Source organism: Thiocystis violascens DSM 198 (assembly GCF_000227745.2).
Classification (GTDB): domain Bacteria; phylum Pseudomonadota; class Gammaproteobacteria; order Chromatiales; family Chromatiaceae; genus Chromatium; species Chromatium violascens.
On record NC_018012.1, the window covers coordinates 4,259,297 to 4,273,358 of the forward strand.

General features: G+C 61.5%; 12 protein-coding genes. All 12 read left to right on the plus strand.

Annotated features, from left to right (window positions below; all coding sequences use genetic code 11):
• Positions 1-5 precede the first annotated feature (5 nt).
• Positions 6-719: an NADH-quinone oxidoreductase subunit C gene (locus THIVI_RS18915; RefSeq protein ID WP_014780137.1), complete on the plus strand. Its 714-nt coding sequence runs from the start codon at positions 6-8 to the stop codon at positions 717-719.
• Positions 712-1,968, plus strand: coding sequence for an NADH-quinone oxidoreductase subunit D (locus THIVI_RS18920; RefSeq protein ID WP_014780138.1), 1,257 nt, complete (start codon positions 712-714; stop codon positions 1,966-1,968). The genes THIVI_RS18915 and THIVI_RS18920 overlap by 8 nt, the downstream gene beginning before the upstream one ends.
• On the plus strand, positions 1,968-2,495 hold the full coding sequence (locus THIVI_RS18925; protein ID WP_014780139.1) for an NADH-quinone oxidoreductase subunit NuoE family protein: 528 nt from the start codon (positions 1,968-1,970) through the stop codon (positions 2,493-2,495). Before THIVI_RS18920 ends, THIVI_RS18925 begins: the two co-directional genes overlap by 1 nt.
• 4 nt (positions 2,496-2,499) lie before the next feature.
• Positions 2,500-3,783, plus strand: a complete 1,284-nt coding sequence (nuoF, locus tag THIVI_RS18930) for an NADH-quinone oxidoreductase subunit NuoF (RefSeq protein ID WP_014780140.1) — start codon at positions 2,500-2,502, stop codon at positions 3,781-3,783.
• 13 nt (positions 3,784-3,796) lie between these two features.
• Positions 3,797-6,220 carry an NADH-quinone oxidoreductase subunit NuoG gene (gene nuoG, locus THIVI_RS18935; protein WP_014780141.1) on the plus strand — a complete coding sequence of 808 codons (2,424 nt, stop codon included), beginning with the start codon at positions 3,797-3,799 and terminating at the stop codon, positions 6,218-6,220.
• 13 nt (positions 6,221-6,233) lie between these two features.
• The gene (gene nuoH / locus THIVI_RS18940) at positions 6,234-7,268 is read left to right on the plus strand and encodes an NADH-quinone oxidoreductase subunit NuoH (RefSeq protein ID WP_014780142.1); all 1,035 of its coding nucleotides are present in this window, start codon (positions 6,234-6,236) and stop codon (positions 7,266-7,268) included.
• Positions 7,269-7,282: 14 nt separating this feature from the next.
• A complete protein-coding gene (gene nuoI / locus THIVI_RS18945; RefSeq protein ID WP_014780143.1) occupies positions 7,283-7,774 on the plus strand; it encodes an NADH-quinone oxidoreductase subunit NuoI in 492 nt (163 codons plus the stop codon).
• 201 nt (positions 7,775-7,975) lie between these two features.
• Positions 7,976-8,635, plus strand: coding sequence for an NADH-quinone oxidoreductase subunit J (locus tag THIVI_RS18950; RefSeq protein ID WP_014780144.1), 660 nt, complete (start codon positions 7,976-7,978; stop codon positions 8,633-8,635).
• Positions 8,632-8,937: an NADH-quinone oxidoreductase subunit NuoK gene (gene nuoK, locus THIVI_RS18955; protein WP_014780145.1), complete on the plus strand. Its 306-nt coding sequence runs from the start codon at positions 8,632-8,634 to the stop codon at positions 8,935-8,937. The genes THIVI_RS18950 and nuoK overlap by 4 nt, the downstream gene beginning before the upstream one ends.
• A gap of 7 nt (positions 8,938-8,944) precedes the next feature.
• Entirely contained in the window at positions 8,945-10,951 is a 2,007-nt protein-coding gene (nuoL, locus tag THIVI_RS18960; RefSeq protein WP_014780146.1) for an NADH-quinone oxidoreductase subunit L, read from the plus strand.
• 21 nt (positions 10,952-10,972) lie between these two features.
• On the plus strand, positions 10,973-12,568 hold the full coding sequence (locus THIVI_RS18965) for an NADH-quinone oxidoreductase subunit M (protein WP_014780147.1): 1,596 nt from the start codon (positions 10,973-10,975) through the stop codon (positions 12,566-12,568).
• A 42-nt stretch (positions 12,569-12,610) separates the two neighbouring features.
• Positions 12,611-14,050, plus strand: coding sequence for an NADH-quinone oxidoreductase subunit NuoN (gene nuoN / locus THIVI_RS18970; RefSeq protein WP_014780148.1), 1,440 nt, complete (start codon positions 12,611-12,613; stop codon positions 14,048-14,050).
• The last annotated feature ends 12 nt before the right edge of the window (positions 14,051-14,062 follow it).

The following is a 14,062-nucleotide window of genomic DNA, read 5'->3' on the forward strand; positions in this document are numbered from 1 at the left end:
ATCACATGGCTATACATTCCCTGACCCGCAATGCCAGGCTCGATGCGCTTGCCGCCGCCATTCTCGAACGCTTCGCGGAATTTGGCTGCGATCTGCTCGACGAGTTTGGCGAGTTGACGCTGATCGTTCCAGCGGATCGTCTGCTTGAGGTCGCCTGGATTCTGCGCGATCACGCGGATTTTCGCTTCGAGCAATTGATCGACCTCTGCGGTGTGGATTACGCGGCCTTCGGTCAGTCCGAGTGGGAGACCGAGGAGGCGTCGAATACCGGCTTCGGGCGAGGCGTGGATCGGGATCTCGATGTCGCGACCGACGATCCGAAGCGCTTTGCCGTGGTCTACCATTTCCTCTCGCTGGCGCACAATCGTCGTCTGCGTCTGCGCGTCTATGCCGGTGGTGACCGGCCCATGGTGGACTCGGTGATTCCGGTGTGGGCCACGGCCAATTGGTTCGAGCGCGAGGCATTCGACCTCTACGGGATTCTTTTCCGTGGCCATCCGGATCTGCGGCGCATCCTGACCGACTATGGCTTTATCGGTCATCCCTTCCGCAAGGATTTTCCGCTGAGCGGCCAGGTCGAGATGCGGTATGACCCCGAGCAGCGTCGCGTCGTCTATCAACCGGTGTCCATTGAACCCCGCGTGCTGGTTCCCAAGGTGATCCGCGCGGATAGCCGCTACGTCAAGGCCGAGGATGGCAAGGAGTCGGCCAATGCCTGAGATCCGCAATTACACCCTGAACTTCGGTCCTCAGCATCCGTCCGCCCATGGCGTGCTGCGTCTGGTGTTGGAGATGGATGGCGAGGTCATCGAGCGCGCCGATCCGCATATCGGGCTGTTGCATCGGGGCACCGAGAAGCTGGCCGAGTCCAAGCCCTACAACCAGAGTATCGGGTACATGGATCGGCTGGACTACGTGTCCATGATGTGCAATGAGCACGGCTATGTGCGCGCTATCGAAAAATTGCTCGGGGTCGAGGCGCCGGTGCGCGCGCAATACATCCGTACCCTGTTCGACGAGATCACGCGCATCCTGAATCACCTCATGTGGCTCGGCGCGCATGGGCTCGATATCGGCGCCATGAGTATCTTCCTTTACTGCTTCCGCGAGCGCGAGGATCTGCTCGACTGCTACGAGGCGGTCTCGGGCGCGCGACTGCACGCGACCTATTATCGTCCGGGCGGTGTCTATCGCGATCTGCCGGATCGAATGCCCCAGTATCAGGGCAGCTCCAAATGGCATAGCGCGAAGACGATTGCCAAGCGCAACGACGCCCGTCAGGGTTCGCTACTCGATTTTATCGACGATTTCGCCGACCGCTTTCCCGCGCATGTCGACGAGTACGAAACCCTGCTGACCGACAACCGCATCTGGAAACAGCGTACCGTCGGTATCGGTGTGGTGTCGCCCGAGCGCGCGCTCCAGTTGGGCTTTACCGGCCCCATGCTGCGCGGCTCCGGAGTCGAATGGGATCTGCGCAAAAAGCAGCCTTATGCCGCCTACGGCGAGGTCGATTTCGATATTCCGGTCGGCGTCAATGGCGATTGCTATGACCGCTATCTGGTGCGCATGGAAGAGATGCGCCAATCCAACCGAATCATTAAACAATGCGTGCAGTGGCTACGCGACAATCCGGGACCAGTCGCGATCGATGACCACAAGGTCATGCCGCCCAGGCGCGCGGCCGTGAAGGACGACATGGAAAGCCTGATCCATCACTTCAAACTCTTTACCGAGGGGTATTGCACGCCGCCCGGCGAGGTCTACGCCGCCGTCGAGGCGCCCAAGGGCGAGTTCGGTTGTTATATCGTGTCCGATGGCGCCAACAAGCCCTATCGGCTGAAGGTGCGCGCGCCCGGCTTCCCGCATCTGGCGGCGCTGGACGAGATGTCCAGGGGGCACATGCTGGCCGATGTCGTGGCGATCATTGGCACACTGGATATCGTGTTCGGGGAGATCGACCGCTGATGAGTTTTCGTAATGTACCCCTCGCCGTCATCCATGATCGCGACAAATCGACCCTCTTCACTGCGGAGATTCGCGCGGCCATCGACGCCCTGATCGCGAAATATCCATCCGAGTGGCAACAATCGGCGGTCATGCCCGCGTTGAGCCTCGTACAGGATGCCAATGGCGGCTGGCTGACGCGCGAGTTGATGGACGAGGTGGCGGTCTATCTCGACATGCCCGAGGTTTCGGTCTATGAGGTCGCGACCTTTTACGGGATGTACGATCTGGAGCCTCAGGGCAAACACAAGGTCTGTGTCTGCAACAGTATTTCCTGTCTGCTGCGCGGCTCCGAGGACTTGATCCATCACGTCGAATCCAAGTATGGCGTGCATCCCGGTGAAACGACGGCGGATGGCCGCTTCACCTTCAAGGAGGTCGAGTGTCTGGGCGCCTGCCGCGATGCGCCGGCGGTGCTGGTGGACAAGACCTACCACGAGAATCTGTCCCCTGAGTCGCTGGACAAGCTGATCGACGGGTTGGAGTGAGATCATGGTCCAGAATCAGAATACGGTCTGCTTTCGTAACCTGCATCTCGCTGCGGATGTGCGTCATACCCTGGACGCCTATCGCGGCCTTGGCGGCTATGCGCAGTGGGAAAAGATCCTGCGCGACCAGATCGATCCAAACCAGTTGATCGACGAAGTCAAAAAATCCAATCTGCGCGGGCGCGGCGGCGCGGGTTTCCCGACCGGGCTCAAGTGGAGTTTCATGCCGCGCACCGCGCCTGGTCAGAAATACATCGTCTGCAATTCCGACGAAGGCGAGCCGGGAACCTGCAAGGATCGCGACATCCTGCGCTACAACCCGCATCAGTTGATCGAGGGCATGGCGATCGCCGGCTACTGCATTGGCGCGACCGTCGGCTATAACTACATTCGCGGCGAATTTTACGAGCCCATCGAACGCTTCGAGGCCGCCATCCAGGAGGCTTACGCGGCGGGTCTGCTCGGCAAGGACATTCAGGGTTCCGGGGTCGATTTCGATCTCTACACGCACATGGGCGCCGGCGCCTATATCTGCGGCGAGGAGACGGCACTGCTCGAATCCATTGAGGGCAAGAAGGGGCAGCCGCGCTTCAAGCCGCCGTTCCCGGCGCAATACGGACTCTATGGCCAGCCCACGACCATCAACAATACCGAAACGCTCGCCTCGGTCCCGGTCATCCTGGAGAAGGGCGGCCAGTGGTTCCTGGAGCAGGGGCGTCCCAACAACGGTGGCCCCAAGCTGTTTTCGGTCAGCGGTCATGTCAACAGCCCTGGCAATTTCGAGGTTCCTTTGGGTACCCCGTTCAGGGATCTGCTGGAACTGGCGGGCGGTGTCCTGGATGGCCGGACGCTGAAGGCGGTGATTCCGGGCGGATCCTCGGTGCCGGTGGTGCCGGGCGAAATGATGATGGGCGTCGACATGGATTACGACTGCATCGCCAAGGCGGGTTCCATGCTGGGCTCGGGCGCGGTCATCGTGATCGCCGAGGGTACCTGCATGGTCAAGCTGCTGCACAACCTGGCGCACTTCTATATGCACGAATCCTGCGGTCAGTGCACGCCCTGCCGTGAGGGAACCGGTTGGCTCGCACGGGTTCTTGGCCGGATTCTGGACGGCAAGGGCCGCCCCGAGGATCTGGATCTGCTCGAAAGCGTCGCGGGTCGGATCGGCGGACGCACCATCTGTGCCCTGGGCGATGCGGCGGCGATGCCGGTGCAAAGCTTTCTCAAGCACTATCGGCACGAGTTTGCCTATCTGATCGAGCATGGCCGCGCGCTGGCGGCTTAGGAAAGACACTCTCATGACGGATAAGATCACCATCGAGATCGACGGTCGCGCCTGCGAAGCGGCGCCGGGCGAGATGATCATCGCGGTCGCCGACCGCGTGGGCGTCTCCATTCCCCGGTTCTGTTATCACAAAAAGCTGTCCATCGCCGCGAATTGCCGGATGTGTCTGGTCGAGGCGGAGCAGGGCGGTCGCCCCTTCCCCAAGCCGGTGCCCGCCTGCGCGACGCCGGTCGGTAATGGCATGAAGGTTTGGACGCGCTCGCCCAAGGCGATCGAGGCCCAACAGGGCACGATGGAATTCCTGCTGATCAATCACCCGCTGGACTGTCCGATCTGCGATCAGGGCGGCGAGTGCGAGTTACAGGATGTCGCCATGGGTTATGGCGACGATGTCTCCCGGTTCACCGAGCGCAAGCGGGTGGTCAAGGACGAGGATCTGGGTCCGTTGATCGCGACCGACATGACGCGCTGCATTCAATGCACCCGCTGCGTGCGTTTTTGCGCCGAGATTGCCGGTGTCCGCGAACTGGGCGCGACCGGCCGGGGCGAGGACATGCGGATCGGCACCTTCGTCGCCCACGCCGTCAGCCACGAACTCTCGGGCAATGTCATCGACCTGTGCCCGGTGGGCGCGTTGACCTCTAAACCCTATCGATTTACCGCCCGCGCCTGGGAGCTAATCGGCGCGAACAGTATCGCGCCGCACGATGGCGTCGGCTCGAATCTGCGTCTGCATGTGCGCGGCCAGCGGGTTATGCGCGTACACCCGAACGAGAACGAGGCGGTCAACGAGACCTGGATCTCGGATCGTGACCGCTACAGTTATGCCGGACTCAACAGCGACGACCGACTCAATAGCCCAATGATCAAACAGGATGGGGTCTGGCGCGAGATCGACTGGTCGGATGCCCTGACCTTGGTCGCCGAACGGCTTAAATCCGCCGAGGCCGCCGACATGGGCTGGCTCATGGCCCCTAATGCGACCCTGGAAGAATTCTATCTAGCCCAGCGGATCGCGCGCGATCTGGGTTGCCCGAATCTCGATCACCGTCTGCGTCAGCAGGATTTCAGCGGCGACGCCGCCGATCCGCTCCTGCCCTGGCTGGGCGTGCCGATCGCGGAACTGGAGGTTCAGCAGGGCATTCTGCTGATCGGCAGCGATCTTCGTCAGGAACAGCCGCTGCTGGCGCACCGCGTCCGCAAGGCGGTTCTGGCGGGCGCTGAAGTGGTTTGCGTCAATCCGCTCCGGTTGGAATTGAACCATCCGGCGCGTCAGATGGTCGGCACGCCGTCGGCGATGATCGCGGATCTGGCTGCGATCGCTAAAACCCTTGGGGTATCCGACTCGGGTGTGCTGAGAGCTGTCATCTCGGCGAGCGAGCCGACCGAAGAGCATACCGCCGCCGCAGCCTGTCTGAGTCAGGTCGGCCAGCAGGGGGTCGGCTTGGTTCTGCTTGGCGCACTCGCCGCGGCGCATCCGGATTACGCGCTGCTCAAGGCGCTGGCCCATGCGATTGCCGATGCCGCTCATTGCCGCTTGGGCTATCTGCCTGCCTCCGCCAACAGCGTCGGCGCCTATCTGGCTGGAGCGCATCCGGATCGCTTGCCCGGTGCTCGACCGACCGATCAACCTGGTTTTTCAGTTGCCGGAATGTTGAACGCTCAGCTCAAGACCTTGGTCCTTTGGGGCGTGGAACCGGATCTCGATCTGGGCAACCCCGCCGCAGCCATGGATGCCTGCGCCAAAGCCGATTTCGTGGTCGCCTGCTCGGCCTTCCGTTCACCGTCCCTGGAGACGGCGGCCGATGTATTGCTGCCCATCGGCGCCTTCGCCGAAACCTCGGGAACTTATGTGAATGCCAGCGGAACCTGGCAGCGCTTCCAGGGTGCCGTACCACCGCCGGGCGAGGCGCGTCCGGGCTGGAAGGTGCTACGGGTGCTTGGCAATCTGCTGGATCTGAAAGGCTTCGATTATCGCGATGGGGCTCAGGTGCACGATGAGCTCGCCGCGATCTGTGGCGAGATCGAGTTTGATAACCGCCCGCGCGATGACTTCGAGGTGACCAAGCATCCGGTCCAATCGGACCTGATGCGGATCGGCGGCGTACCCATCTATGCCGCGGACCCACTGGTCCGGCGCGCGCCAGCCCTTCAGCAGACGCAACTGCCGGGATCGTCCTTCGGTGTTTATCTGCATCCCGAGCAGGCTGCCCGCGAGGGACTCGCCGCCATGGATCTGGTCCTGGTGAAACAGCCCGCGCCAAGCGATGTCGACGTGAGCGAGCGTGAGGTGCTGGCGCGCGTTTTCATCGACGAGCGGGTGCCGCCGGGTTGCGCCTGCATCCCCGCCGGTGTCGAGGGGAGCGCGGGGTTGGGCGATCAGATCGGTCCGGTCAGACTCGTGCGCATGACCGAACCGTCGACCACTGGCGAGTAGTGACGAGGCAACGATGATCGAACTTTGGAACGCACTCCCGCTGGTGATCCAGATCCTGCTCAAGATCACCGTCATCGTCCTGCCCCTGCTGGGTTTGGTGGCCTATTACACCTATGCCGAACGCAAGGTCATCGGCTACATCCAGGTCCGCATCGGTCCGAATCGCGTCGGCTGGCGTGGCTGGCTGCAACCGATCGCGGACGCCGTCAAGCTGATGATGAAAGAGATCATCATCCCGACCAAGGCCGATAAAGTCCTGTTTCTGATGGCGCCCATGATCGCCATCGCCCCGGCGTTGGCCGCCTGGGCGGTGTTCCCCTTCGACGAAGGGCTGGTGCTGGCGGATATCAACGCCGGTCTGCTTTATATCCTGGCGCTCACCTCGCTCGGCGTGTATGGCATCATCATCGCCGGCTGGTCCTCCAATTCCAAATACGCGCTGCTCGGCGCCATGCGTTCCGCCGCCCAGATCGTCGCCTACGAGATCGCCATGGGGTTCGCGCTGGTCGGGGTACTGGTCGCGGCCGGGAGCCTCAATCTGGGCGATATCGTCAACGCCCAGTCGGGCAGTATCCTCACCTGGTTCTGGCTACCGCTGCTGCCGCTGTTCGGGGTCTATCTGATTTCCGGGGTCGCCGAAACTAACCGCGCGCCATTCGACGTGGCGGAAGGTGAGTCGGAGATCGTCGCCGGTTTCCATGTGGAATATTCGGGCATGGCCTTCGCGGTCTTCTTCCTGGCCGAATACGCCAACATGATCCTGGTCTCGGCCCTGGCGGCCCTGCTGTTTACGGGCGGATGGCTGTCGCCGCTTCCGCAGTCCTGGGTGGACGGCGTCTTTCTGCTCGATGACGGCTTCCACTGGCTGCTGCTGAAGACCTTCTTCTTCATGTTCCTCTTTCTGTGGTTCCGGGCGACCTTTCCCCGGTACCGCTATGACCAGATCATGCGCCTGGGCTGGAAGGTCTTTATTCCGATCACGATCGTCTGGATCCTGGTCGTGGCGCTGGCGGTGATTTACCGACTGCCGCCCTGGTGGTCCGCTTGAACCGGAGACAACCGATGCTGAAAGCCGCGCGCGACTATCTCCAGAGCTTGTTCATGATCGAGCTGTTCAAGGGGCTCTCCCTGACCGGCGGCTATCTGTTCAAGCGCAAATTCACCGTCCAGTATCCGGAGGAGAAGGCACCGCTCTCGCCGCGCTTCCGCGGGCTGCACGCACTACGTCGCTATCCGAACGGCGAGGAACGCTGCATTGCTTGCAAGCTGTGCGAGGCGGTCTGTCCGGCGCTGGCCATTACCATCGAGTGCGAGCCGCGCGAGGATGGATCGCGGCGGACCACGCGCTACGAGATCGACCTCTTCAAGTGCATCTACTGCGGATTCTGCGAGGAGTCCTGCCCGGTCGACTCCATCGTCGAAACCGGCATCTATGAATATCACTTCGAGAATCGCGGCGAGCACATCATGACCAAGGACAAACTGCTCGCCATCGGGGATCAATACGAGGCCGAGATTGCCGCGGCCCGCGCGGCCGACGCGCCCTACCGTTGAACCGCGTCTTGGAGTGGCATGTAATGTTGTTACTGAAATCCACCGTTGCGACGACTTCGGACGTTGGCGCTGGACGCGATTCAAAGAATAAGAAGATGAAAGAATCAAATAGCTTAAACCGCGTCGGCGGTGACGTTCATTGGTTCCTGTGAGCCTGTTCTCACTCACAACTCCACCTATCGCTCTGGACGCGGTTTAATTATGGGCTTTGAAAAATTTCTCTTTTATGTCTTCGCGCTCATCACCCTATGGGCCGCGGGGATGGTGATCACCCGGCGCAATCCGGTTCATGCGGTGCTCTTCCTGGTGCTGGCCTTTGTCACGAGCGCGGCGCTCTGGGTGCTGCTGGAGGCCGAATTCCTGGGGATCGTGCTGATCCTGGTCTATGTCGGCGCGGTCATGGTGCTGTTCCTGTTCGTGGTCATGATGCTCGATGTGGACATCGCGACCCTGCGGGCCGGGTTCATCCGCTATCTGCCGCTGGGCGCCCTGGTGACCGTGGTGATGGCCATCGAGATGTTACTGGTCGTGGGGCCGGCGAATTTCGGCCTGGACACCTTCCCAGCGCCCGCGCCACTGGGCGCGGATGTCAGCAATACCCGCGAACTCGGACTGCTGCTCTACACGGTGTATCTCTATCCGGTCGAGATCGCCTCGGTGATTCTGCTGGTCGCCATTGTCGCCGCCATCCGGCTGACGCTCCGTCATCGGCCCGACACCAAGTACATCGACCCGTCCCGTCAGGTCAGCGTCAAAAAGGGACCGGACCGGATTCGGATCGTCAAGATGGCCACGGAAGACCGGGTTCCGATGCCAGCCTTGGCGGGCGGCCACTCTCAGGATAAGGAAGAGACCGAATGATCGCACTCTCCGACTATCTGATCCTTGGCGGCTTTCTCTTCTCCATCGCCGTTGCCGGGATCTTTCTGAATCGTAAGAACGTCATCCTGCTCTTGATGTGCATCGAGCTGATGCTGCTGGCGGTCAACATGAACTTCGTCGCCTTCGCGCATTTTCTCGGCGACATGACCGGACAGGTCTTCGTCTTCTTCATCCTGACCGTCGCCGCGGCCGAGGCCGCCATCGGGTTGGCGATTCTGGTCGTTTTATTCCGCAATCGGCAGACCATCAATGTCGAGGATCTGGATTCGCTGAAGGGGTGATGAAGAGATGGAAAACGTCTACCTGACCATTGTGCTCGCGCCACTCATCGGCGCCATCGTTGCCGGTTTTCTCGGCGGCAAGATCGGGCGGCGCGCCTCGCATTCGGTGACGATCGCCGGCGTGGGCATCTCCACCGGACTCTCGCTCTGGGTGCTGTCGCGGTTCATCTGGCACGATCAACCAGTGTTCAACGACACCGTCTATACCTGGATGGTCTCGGACGGCATCCGCTTCGAGGTCGGCTTCCTGGTCGACAAGCTCACGGTCCTGATGATGGCCACGGTGACCTTCGTCTCGCTGATGGTGCACATCTATACCATCGGCTACATGGCCGATGACGAGCACAACTGGCCGCATGGCGCGCTGACCGGCAAGAACAGCTATCAGCGTTTCTTCAGCTATATCTCGCTCTTCACCTTCTCGATGCTAATGCTGGTGATGTCGAACAACTTCATGCAGTTGTTCTTCGGCTGGGAGGCGGTGGGCCTCGTGTCCTATCTGCTGATCGGCTTCTGGTCCACCCGCGAGAGCGCCATCTTCGCCAATCTCAAGGCCTTCCTGGTCAATCGGGTGGGCGACTTCGGGTTCATTCTCGGCATCGCCGCGGTCGGGATGTATTTCAATTCGATGGATTACGCCGAGGTCTTCGCTCGGGCGCCGGAATTTGCCGACACCCAGGTCGCGCTCTTCGGCGGCGTGTCGCTGATGACCTTGATCTGCGTGCTGCTGTTCATCGGCGCCATGGGCAAGTCGGCCCAGGTTCCGCTGCATGTCTGGCTGCCGGATTCGATGGAAGGCCCAACCCCGATCTCGGCACTGATCCATGCCGCGACCATGGTCACCGCCGGCGTCTTCATGGTGGCGCGCATGTCGCCGCTCTACGAGCTCTCCGAGGCGGCGCTCAGCTTCGTGCTGATCATCGGCGCGACCACGGCCTTCTTCATGGGCCTGATCGGACTGGTCCAGAACGACATCAAGCGGGTGGTCGCCTATTCGACGCTCTCGCAGCTCGGTTACATGGTCACGGCGCTGGGCGCCTCGGCCTACGCGGCGGGCATTTTTCATCTCATGACCCACGCCTTTTTCAAGGCGCTGCTGTTCCTGGCGGCGGGCTCGGTCATCATCGCGCTGCACCACAAACAGGATATCCGTCACATGGGGGGCTTAAGCAAATACATGCCGATCACCTGGGTGACGGCGCTGCTGGGTTCGCTGGCGCTGATCGGCTTTCCCGGCTTCTCGGGCTTCTTTTCCAAGGATGCGATCATCGAGGCCGTGGGCGCCTCGCAACTCTTCGGCGCCGGCTATGCCTCGGTACTGCTCACCGTCGGTGTGCTGATCACCGCGCTCTACAGCTTCCGTATGTACTTCCTGGTCTTTCATGGCAAGGAGCGCATGGACGAACACACCAAGCATCATGTGCATGAAACGCCCTGGGTGGTGACGGTCCCGCTGGTGCTGCTCGCGATCCCGTCGGTCTTTATCGGCTGGTATACCGTCGAGCCGCTGCTGGTCGCCGATTGGTTCACCTCTGGCGATTGGAGTCCCATCGTCGTCGCCCACGAGCACGACACGCTTCATCATCTGCGAGAGCACTGGCACGGTCAGGCGGCCTTCGTCCAGCATGGACTCACCGCGTTGCCCTTCTTCCTGGCCATGACCGGACTGGGGCTGGCGGCCGTCATCTGGTGGGGTATCTTTGCGTTCAAACCGCGCATTGACGAACAGTTGCAGGCATTGGGCGGACCCGTCACCCGGATCCTGCAGGACAAATATGGTTTCGACGACTTCAATCAGCGGGTCTTCGCCGGAGGGAGCCGCAACCTGGGCCGGGCGCTCTGGATGACCGGCGACCGGGCGGTGATCGACGGGGCGATCGTCAACGGTTCGGCCCAGTGGGTCGCCCGCATGGCCCAGTCGGCGCGCCATCTGCAAACCGGTTTCCTCTACCATTACGCCATTGCGATGATCGTCGGGCTGGTTGGCCTGCTGACGCTTTTCGTGACGCTCTGACGCGCAAGGGAGACACCCTGAATGAATGAGTTCCCCCTGCTGACACTGGTCATCTGGCTGCCGATTATCGGCGGCCTGGTGGTCCTGGCGAGCGGCGACAAATCCGCGAATCTCTCCAAATGGATCGCGCTGACCTTCGCCGTGCTGACCTTCCTGGTCAGCCTCGGACTCTGGATCGGTTTCGATTCGACCACCGCCCAGATGCAGTTCGTCGAACGCTCGACCTGGATTCCGACCTTCAACGTCGAGTATTTCCTGGGCGTCGACGGCATCTCCATGCCCCTGATCATCCTGACGACCTTCATCACCATCTTCGTGATCGTCGCGGGCTGGGAGGTCATCACCTACAAGCCGTCGCAGTACATGGCTGCTTTCCTGATCATGAACGGCATCATGGTCGGGGTCTTTGCGGCGCTGGACGCCATCCTTTTCTATGTCTTCTGGGAGGCGATGCTGATCCCGATGTTTATCATCATCGGGGTGTGGGGTGGACCGAATCGGGTCTACGCGACCATCAAATTCTTTCTCTATACCTTCTTCGGCTCGGTCTTCATGCTGGTCGCGCTGATCTACATGTACTTCCAGTCCGGCAGTTTCAGCATCCTGGACTTCCAGGGACTGCAACTCGGCATGACCGCGCAGATTCTGATCTTCATCGCTTTCCTGCTCGCCTTCGCGGTCAAGGTGCCGATGTTTCCGGTCCATACCTGGCTGCCGGACGCCCATGTCGAGGCGCCGACCGGCGGCTCGGTGATCCTGGCGGCGATCATGCTGAAGATCGGCGGCTACGGTTTCCTGCGCTTCTCCATGCCGATCACGCCGGACGCCAGCGCCTCGCTGGCCTGGCTGATCATTGCGCTGTCGCTTATCGCTATCCTTTACATCGGCTTCGTCGCCCTTGTACAGCAGGACATGAAGAAGCTGATCGCCTATTCGTCCATTGCGCACATGGGCTTCGTGACGCTCGGTTTCTTCATCGTCTTCAGCATCATCCAGAACCCGGCGCTGTCGTCCGGTTCGGTCATGGGCATCGAGGGCGGCATGGTGCAGATGATCTCGCACGGCTTCATCTCCGGCGCGCTCTTCCTCTGCGTGGGCGTGCTCTATGACCGGGTCCATTCGCGCGAGATCGCCGACTACGGCGGCGTGGTCAACACCATGCCCTGGTTCGGCGCCTTCATGGTCTTCTTCGCCATGTCGAACGCGGGCCTGCCGGGCACTTCCGGATTTGTAGGCGAGTTCATGGTCATCCTGGCCACCTTCCGCGCTGATTTCTGGTGGGCGGTGCTGGCCGCGACCACGCTGATCCTGGCGGCGGCCTTTACCCTCTGGATGGTCAAGCGGGTCGTCTTCGGCGAGGTCAAGAACGACAAGGTCGCGGTCCTGCGGGATCTGAACGCTCGCGAGACCTTCAACCTGGGCGCGCTGGCCGCCGCCGTGCTGGCGCTGGGTCTCTGGCCCGCGCCGCTGATGAACGTCATGCATGCGACGGTCGAGAATCTGGTCACTCAGGTCAGCGTCTGCAAGCTGCCCGCCGCCGAGAGCGCCGATTGCGTCCTGGCGCGGCCCGAGCCGATCGCCGAGCTGAACGGCAGACCCGTGGCGGCGACGCACTAACCCCGGCACCGACTGATGACACATTAGAATTGGAAGAACCACATGCCATTTGACGCCGCCAATCTGCTGCCCATCTTGCCGGAGATCGCCCTCCTGATCACCGCCTGCGTGGTGCTCGTGGTCGATCTCTATCTGAAGGAAAAGGACAAGGGTTTCAATCACACCCTGAGCTTGCTCGGCCTGGTGGTCGCGATCGCGCTCACCGGCGCCGTCGGCGGCGGCGAACGCGAGATTTTCTTCGACGGGAATCTGGTCCGGGACGCCATGAGCGATCTGCTCAAGGGCGCGATCCTGCTGGTCAGTCTCTTTGCCTTTATCTATGCGCGCCCCTGGCTCAAGGATCGCGGCATGCTGGTCGGGGAATTCTATGTCCTCGGTCTGCTGGCGGTCCTCGGGATGCTGATCATGGTGTCGGCCAACAGCTTCCTGACCATCTATCTCGGGCTCGAACTTCAGGCGCTCTGTCTCTACGCGCTGGTCGCCTTTGACCGCGACTCGAAGGCGGGCGCCGAGGCCGCCATGAAGTATTTCGTGCTGGGCGCGCTGGGCTCCGGCATGCTGCTCTATGGCATCTCGATGATCTATGGCGCGACCGGGTCCATCGAATTCGGCCCGGTGGCACAGGCCGTCGCCGAGCAGGGCATGTCGAACAAGGTGCTCGTGTTTGGGATCGCCTTTCTGGTCATCGGCATCGGTTTCAAATTCGGCGCCGTGCCGTTCCACATGTGGGTGCCGGATATCTATGAAGGCGCGCCAACGCCCGCCGTACTGATTCTGGGCAGCGCCCCCAAGATCGCCGCCTTTGCGCTGGCAATCCGCATGCTGGCGGATGGCCTGCAGGGCCTGTTGGCCGATTGGCAGGGGATGCTGATCATCCTGGCCGTCCTCTCGATGGGCCTGGGCAATCTAGTCGCCATCGCGCAATCGAACATCAAGCGCATGCTGGCCTATTCGACCATTTCGCATGTCGGCTTCATCTTTCTCGGTCTGCTCGCCGGCTCGGCTCAGGGCTATGCGTCCGCCATGTTCTACGCCATCGTCTATGCGGTCATGGCCGCCGGCGCCTTCGGGATTTTGCTCATCCTGAGCCGCGAGGGTTTCGATGCCGAGAATCTGGACGATCTCAAGGGTCTCAACGATCGCGATCCTTGGTATGCGGCCATGATGGCGATCATCATGTTTTCCATGGCTGGCGTCCCGCCGACAGTCGGGTTTATGGCCAAACTTCTGGTGCTGGAGTCCGTGATCCGCCTCGATCTGGTCTGGCTGGCCCTGGTGGCCGTGGCCTTTTCCATCATCGGTGCCTTCTACTATCTGCGCGTGGTCAAGTTCATCTATTTCGACCGTCCGGCGCCGAACGCCCCCGTACTGGTCACGACTGGTGGCGTGCGGGCGGCCATGACGCTCAACGGCCTGTCCTTGCTCGGGCTCGGTCTGTTCCCCGCAGCGCTGCTGTCGCTCTGCCAGGCCGCCTTTGTCTGACGACCGAGGGCG

Bases quoted from the DNA above. Each gene is read 5' to 3' on its own strand.
- nuoK (WP_014780145.1), top strand. From the start codon at position 8,632: ATGATCGCACTCTCCGACTATCTGATCCTTGGCGGCTTTCTCTTCTCC.
- THIVI_RS18915 (WP_014780137.1), top strand. From the start codon at position 6: ATGGCTATACATTCCCTGACCCGCAATGCCAGGCTCGATGCGCTTGCC.
- nuoG (WP_014780141.1), top strand. From the start codon at position 3,797: ATGACGGATAAGATCACCATCGAGATCGACGGTCGCGCCTGCGAAGCG.
- nuoF (WP_014780140.1), top strand. From the start codon at position 2,500: ATGGTCCAGAATCAGAATACGGTCTGCTTTCGTAACCTGCATCTCGCT.
- nuoH (WP_014780142.1), top strand. From the start codon at position 6,234: ATGATCGAACTTTGGAACGCACTCCCGCTGGTGATCCAGATCCTGCTC.
- nuoI (WP_014780143.1), top strand. From the start codon at position 7,283: ATGCTGAAAGCCGCGCGCGACTATCTCCAGAGCTTGTTCATGATCGAG.
- THIVI_RS18965 (WP_014780147.1), top strand. From the start codon at position 10,973: ATGAATGAGTTCCCCCTGCTGACACTGGTCATCTGGCTGCCGATTATC.
- nuoL (WP_014780146.1), top strand. From the start codon at position 8,945: ATGGAAAACGTCTACCTGACCATTGTGCTCGCGCCACTCATCGGCGCC.
- THIVI_RS18925 (WP_014780139.1), top strand. From the start codon at position 1,968: ATGAGTTTTCGTAATGTACCCCTCGCCGTCATCCATGATCGCGACAAA.
- THIVI_RS18920 (WP_014780138.1), top strand. From the start codon at position 712: ATGCCTGAGATCCGCAATTACACCCTGAACTTCGGTCCTCAGCATCCG.
- nuoN (WP_014780148.1), top strand. From the start codon at position 12,611: ATGCCATTTGACGCCGCCAATCTGCTGCCCATCTTGCCGGAGATCGCC.
- THIVI_RS18950 (WP_014780144.1), top strand. From the start codon at position 7,976: ATGGGCTTTGAAAAATTTCTCTTTTATGTCTTCGCGCTCATCACCCTA.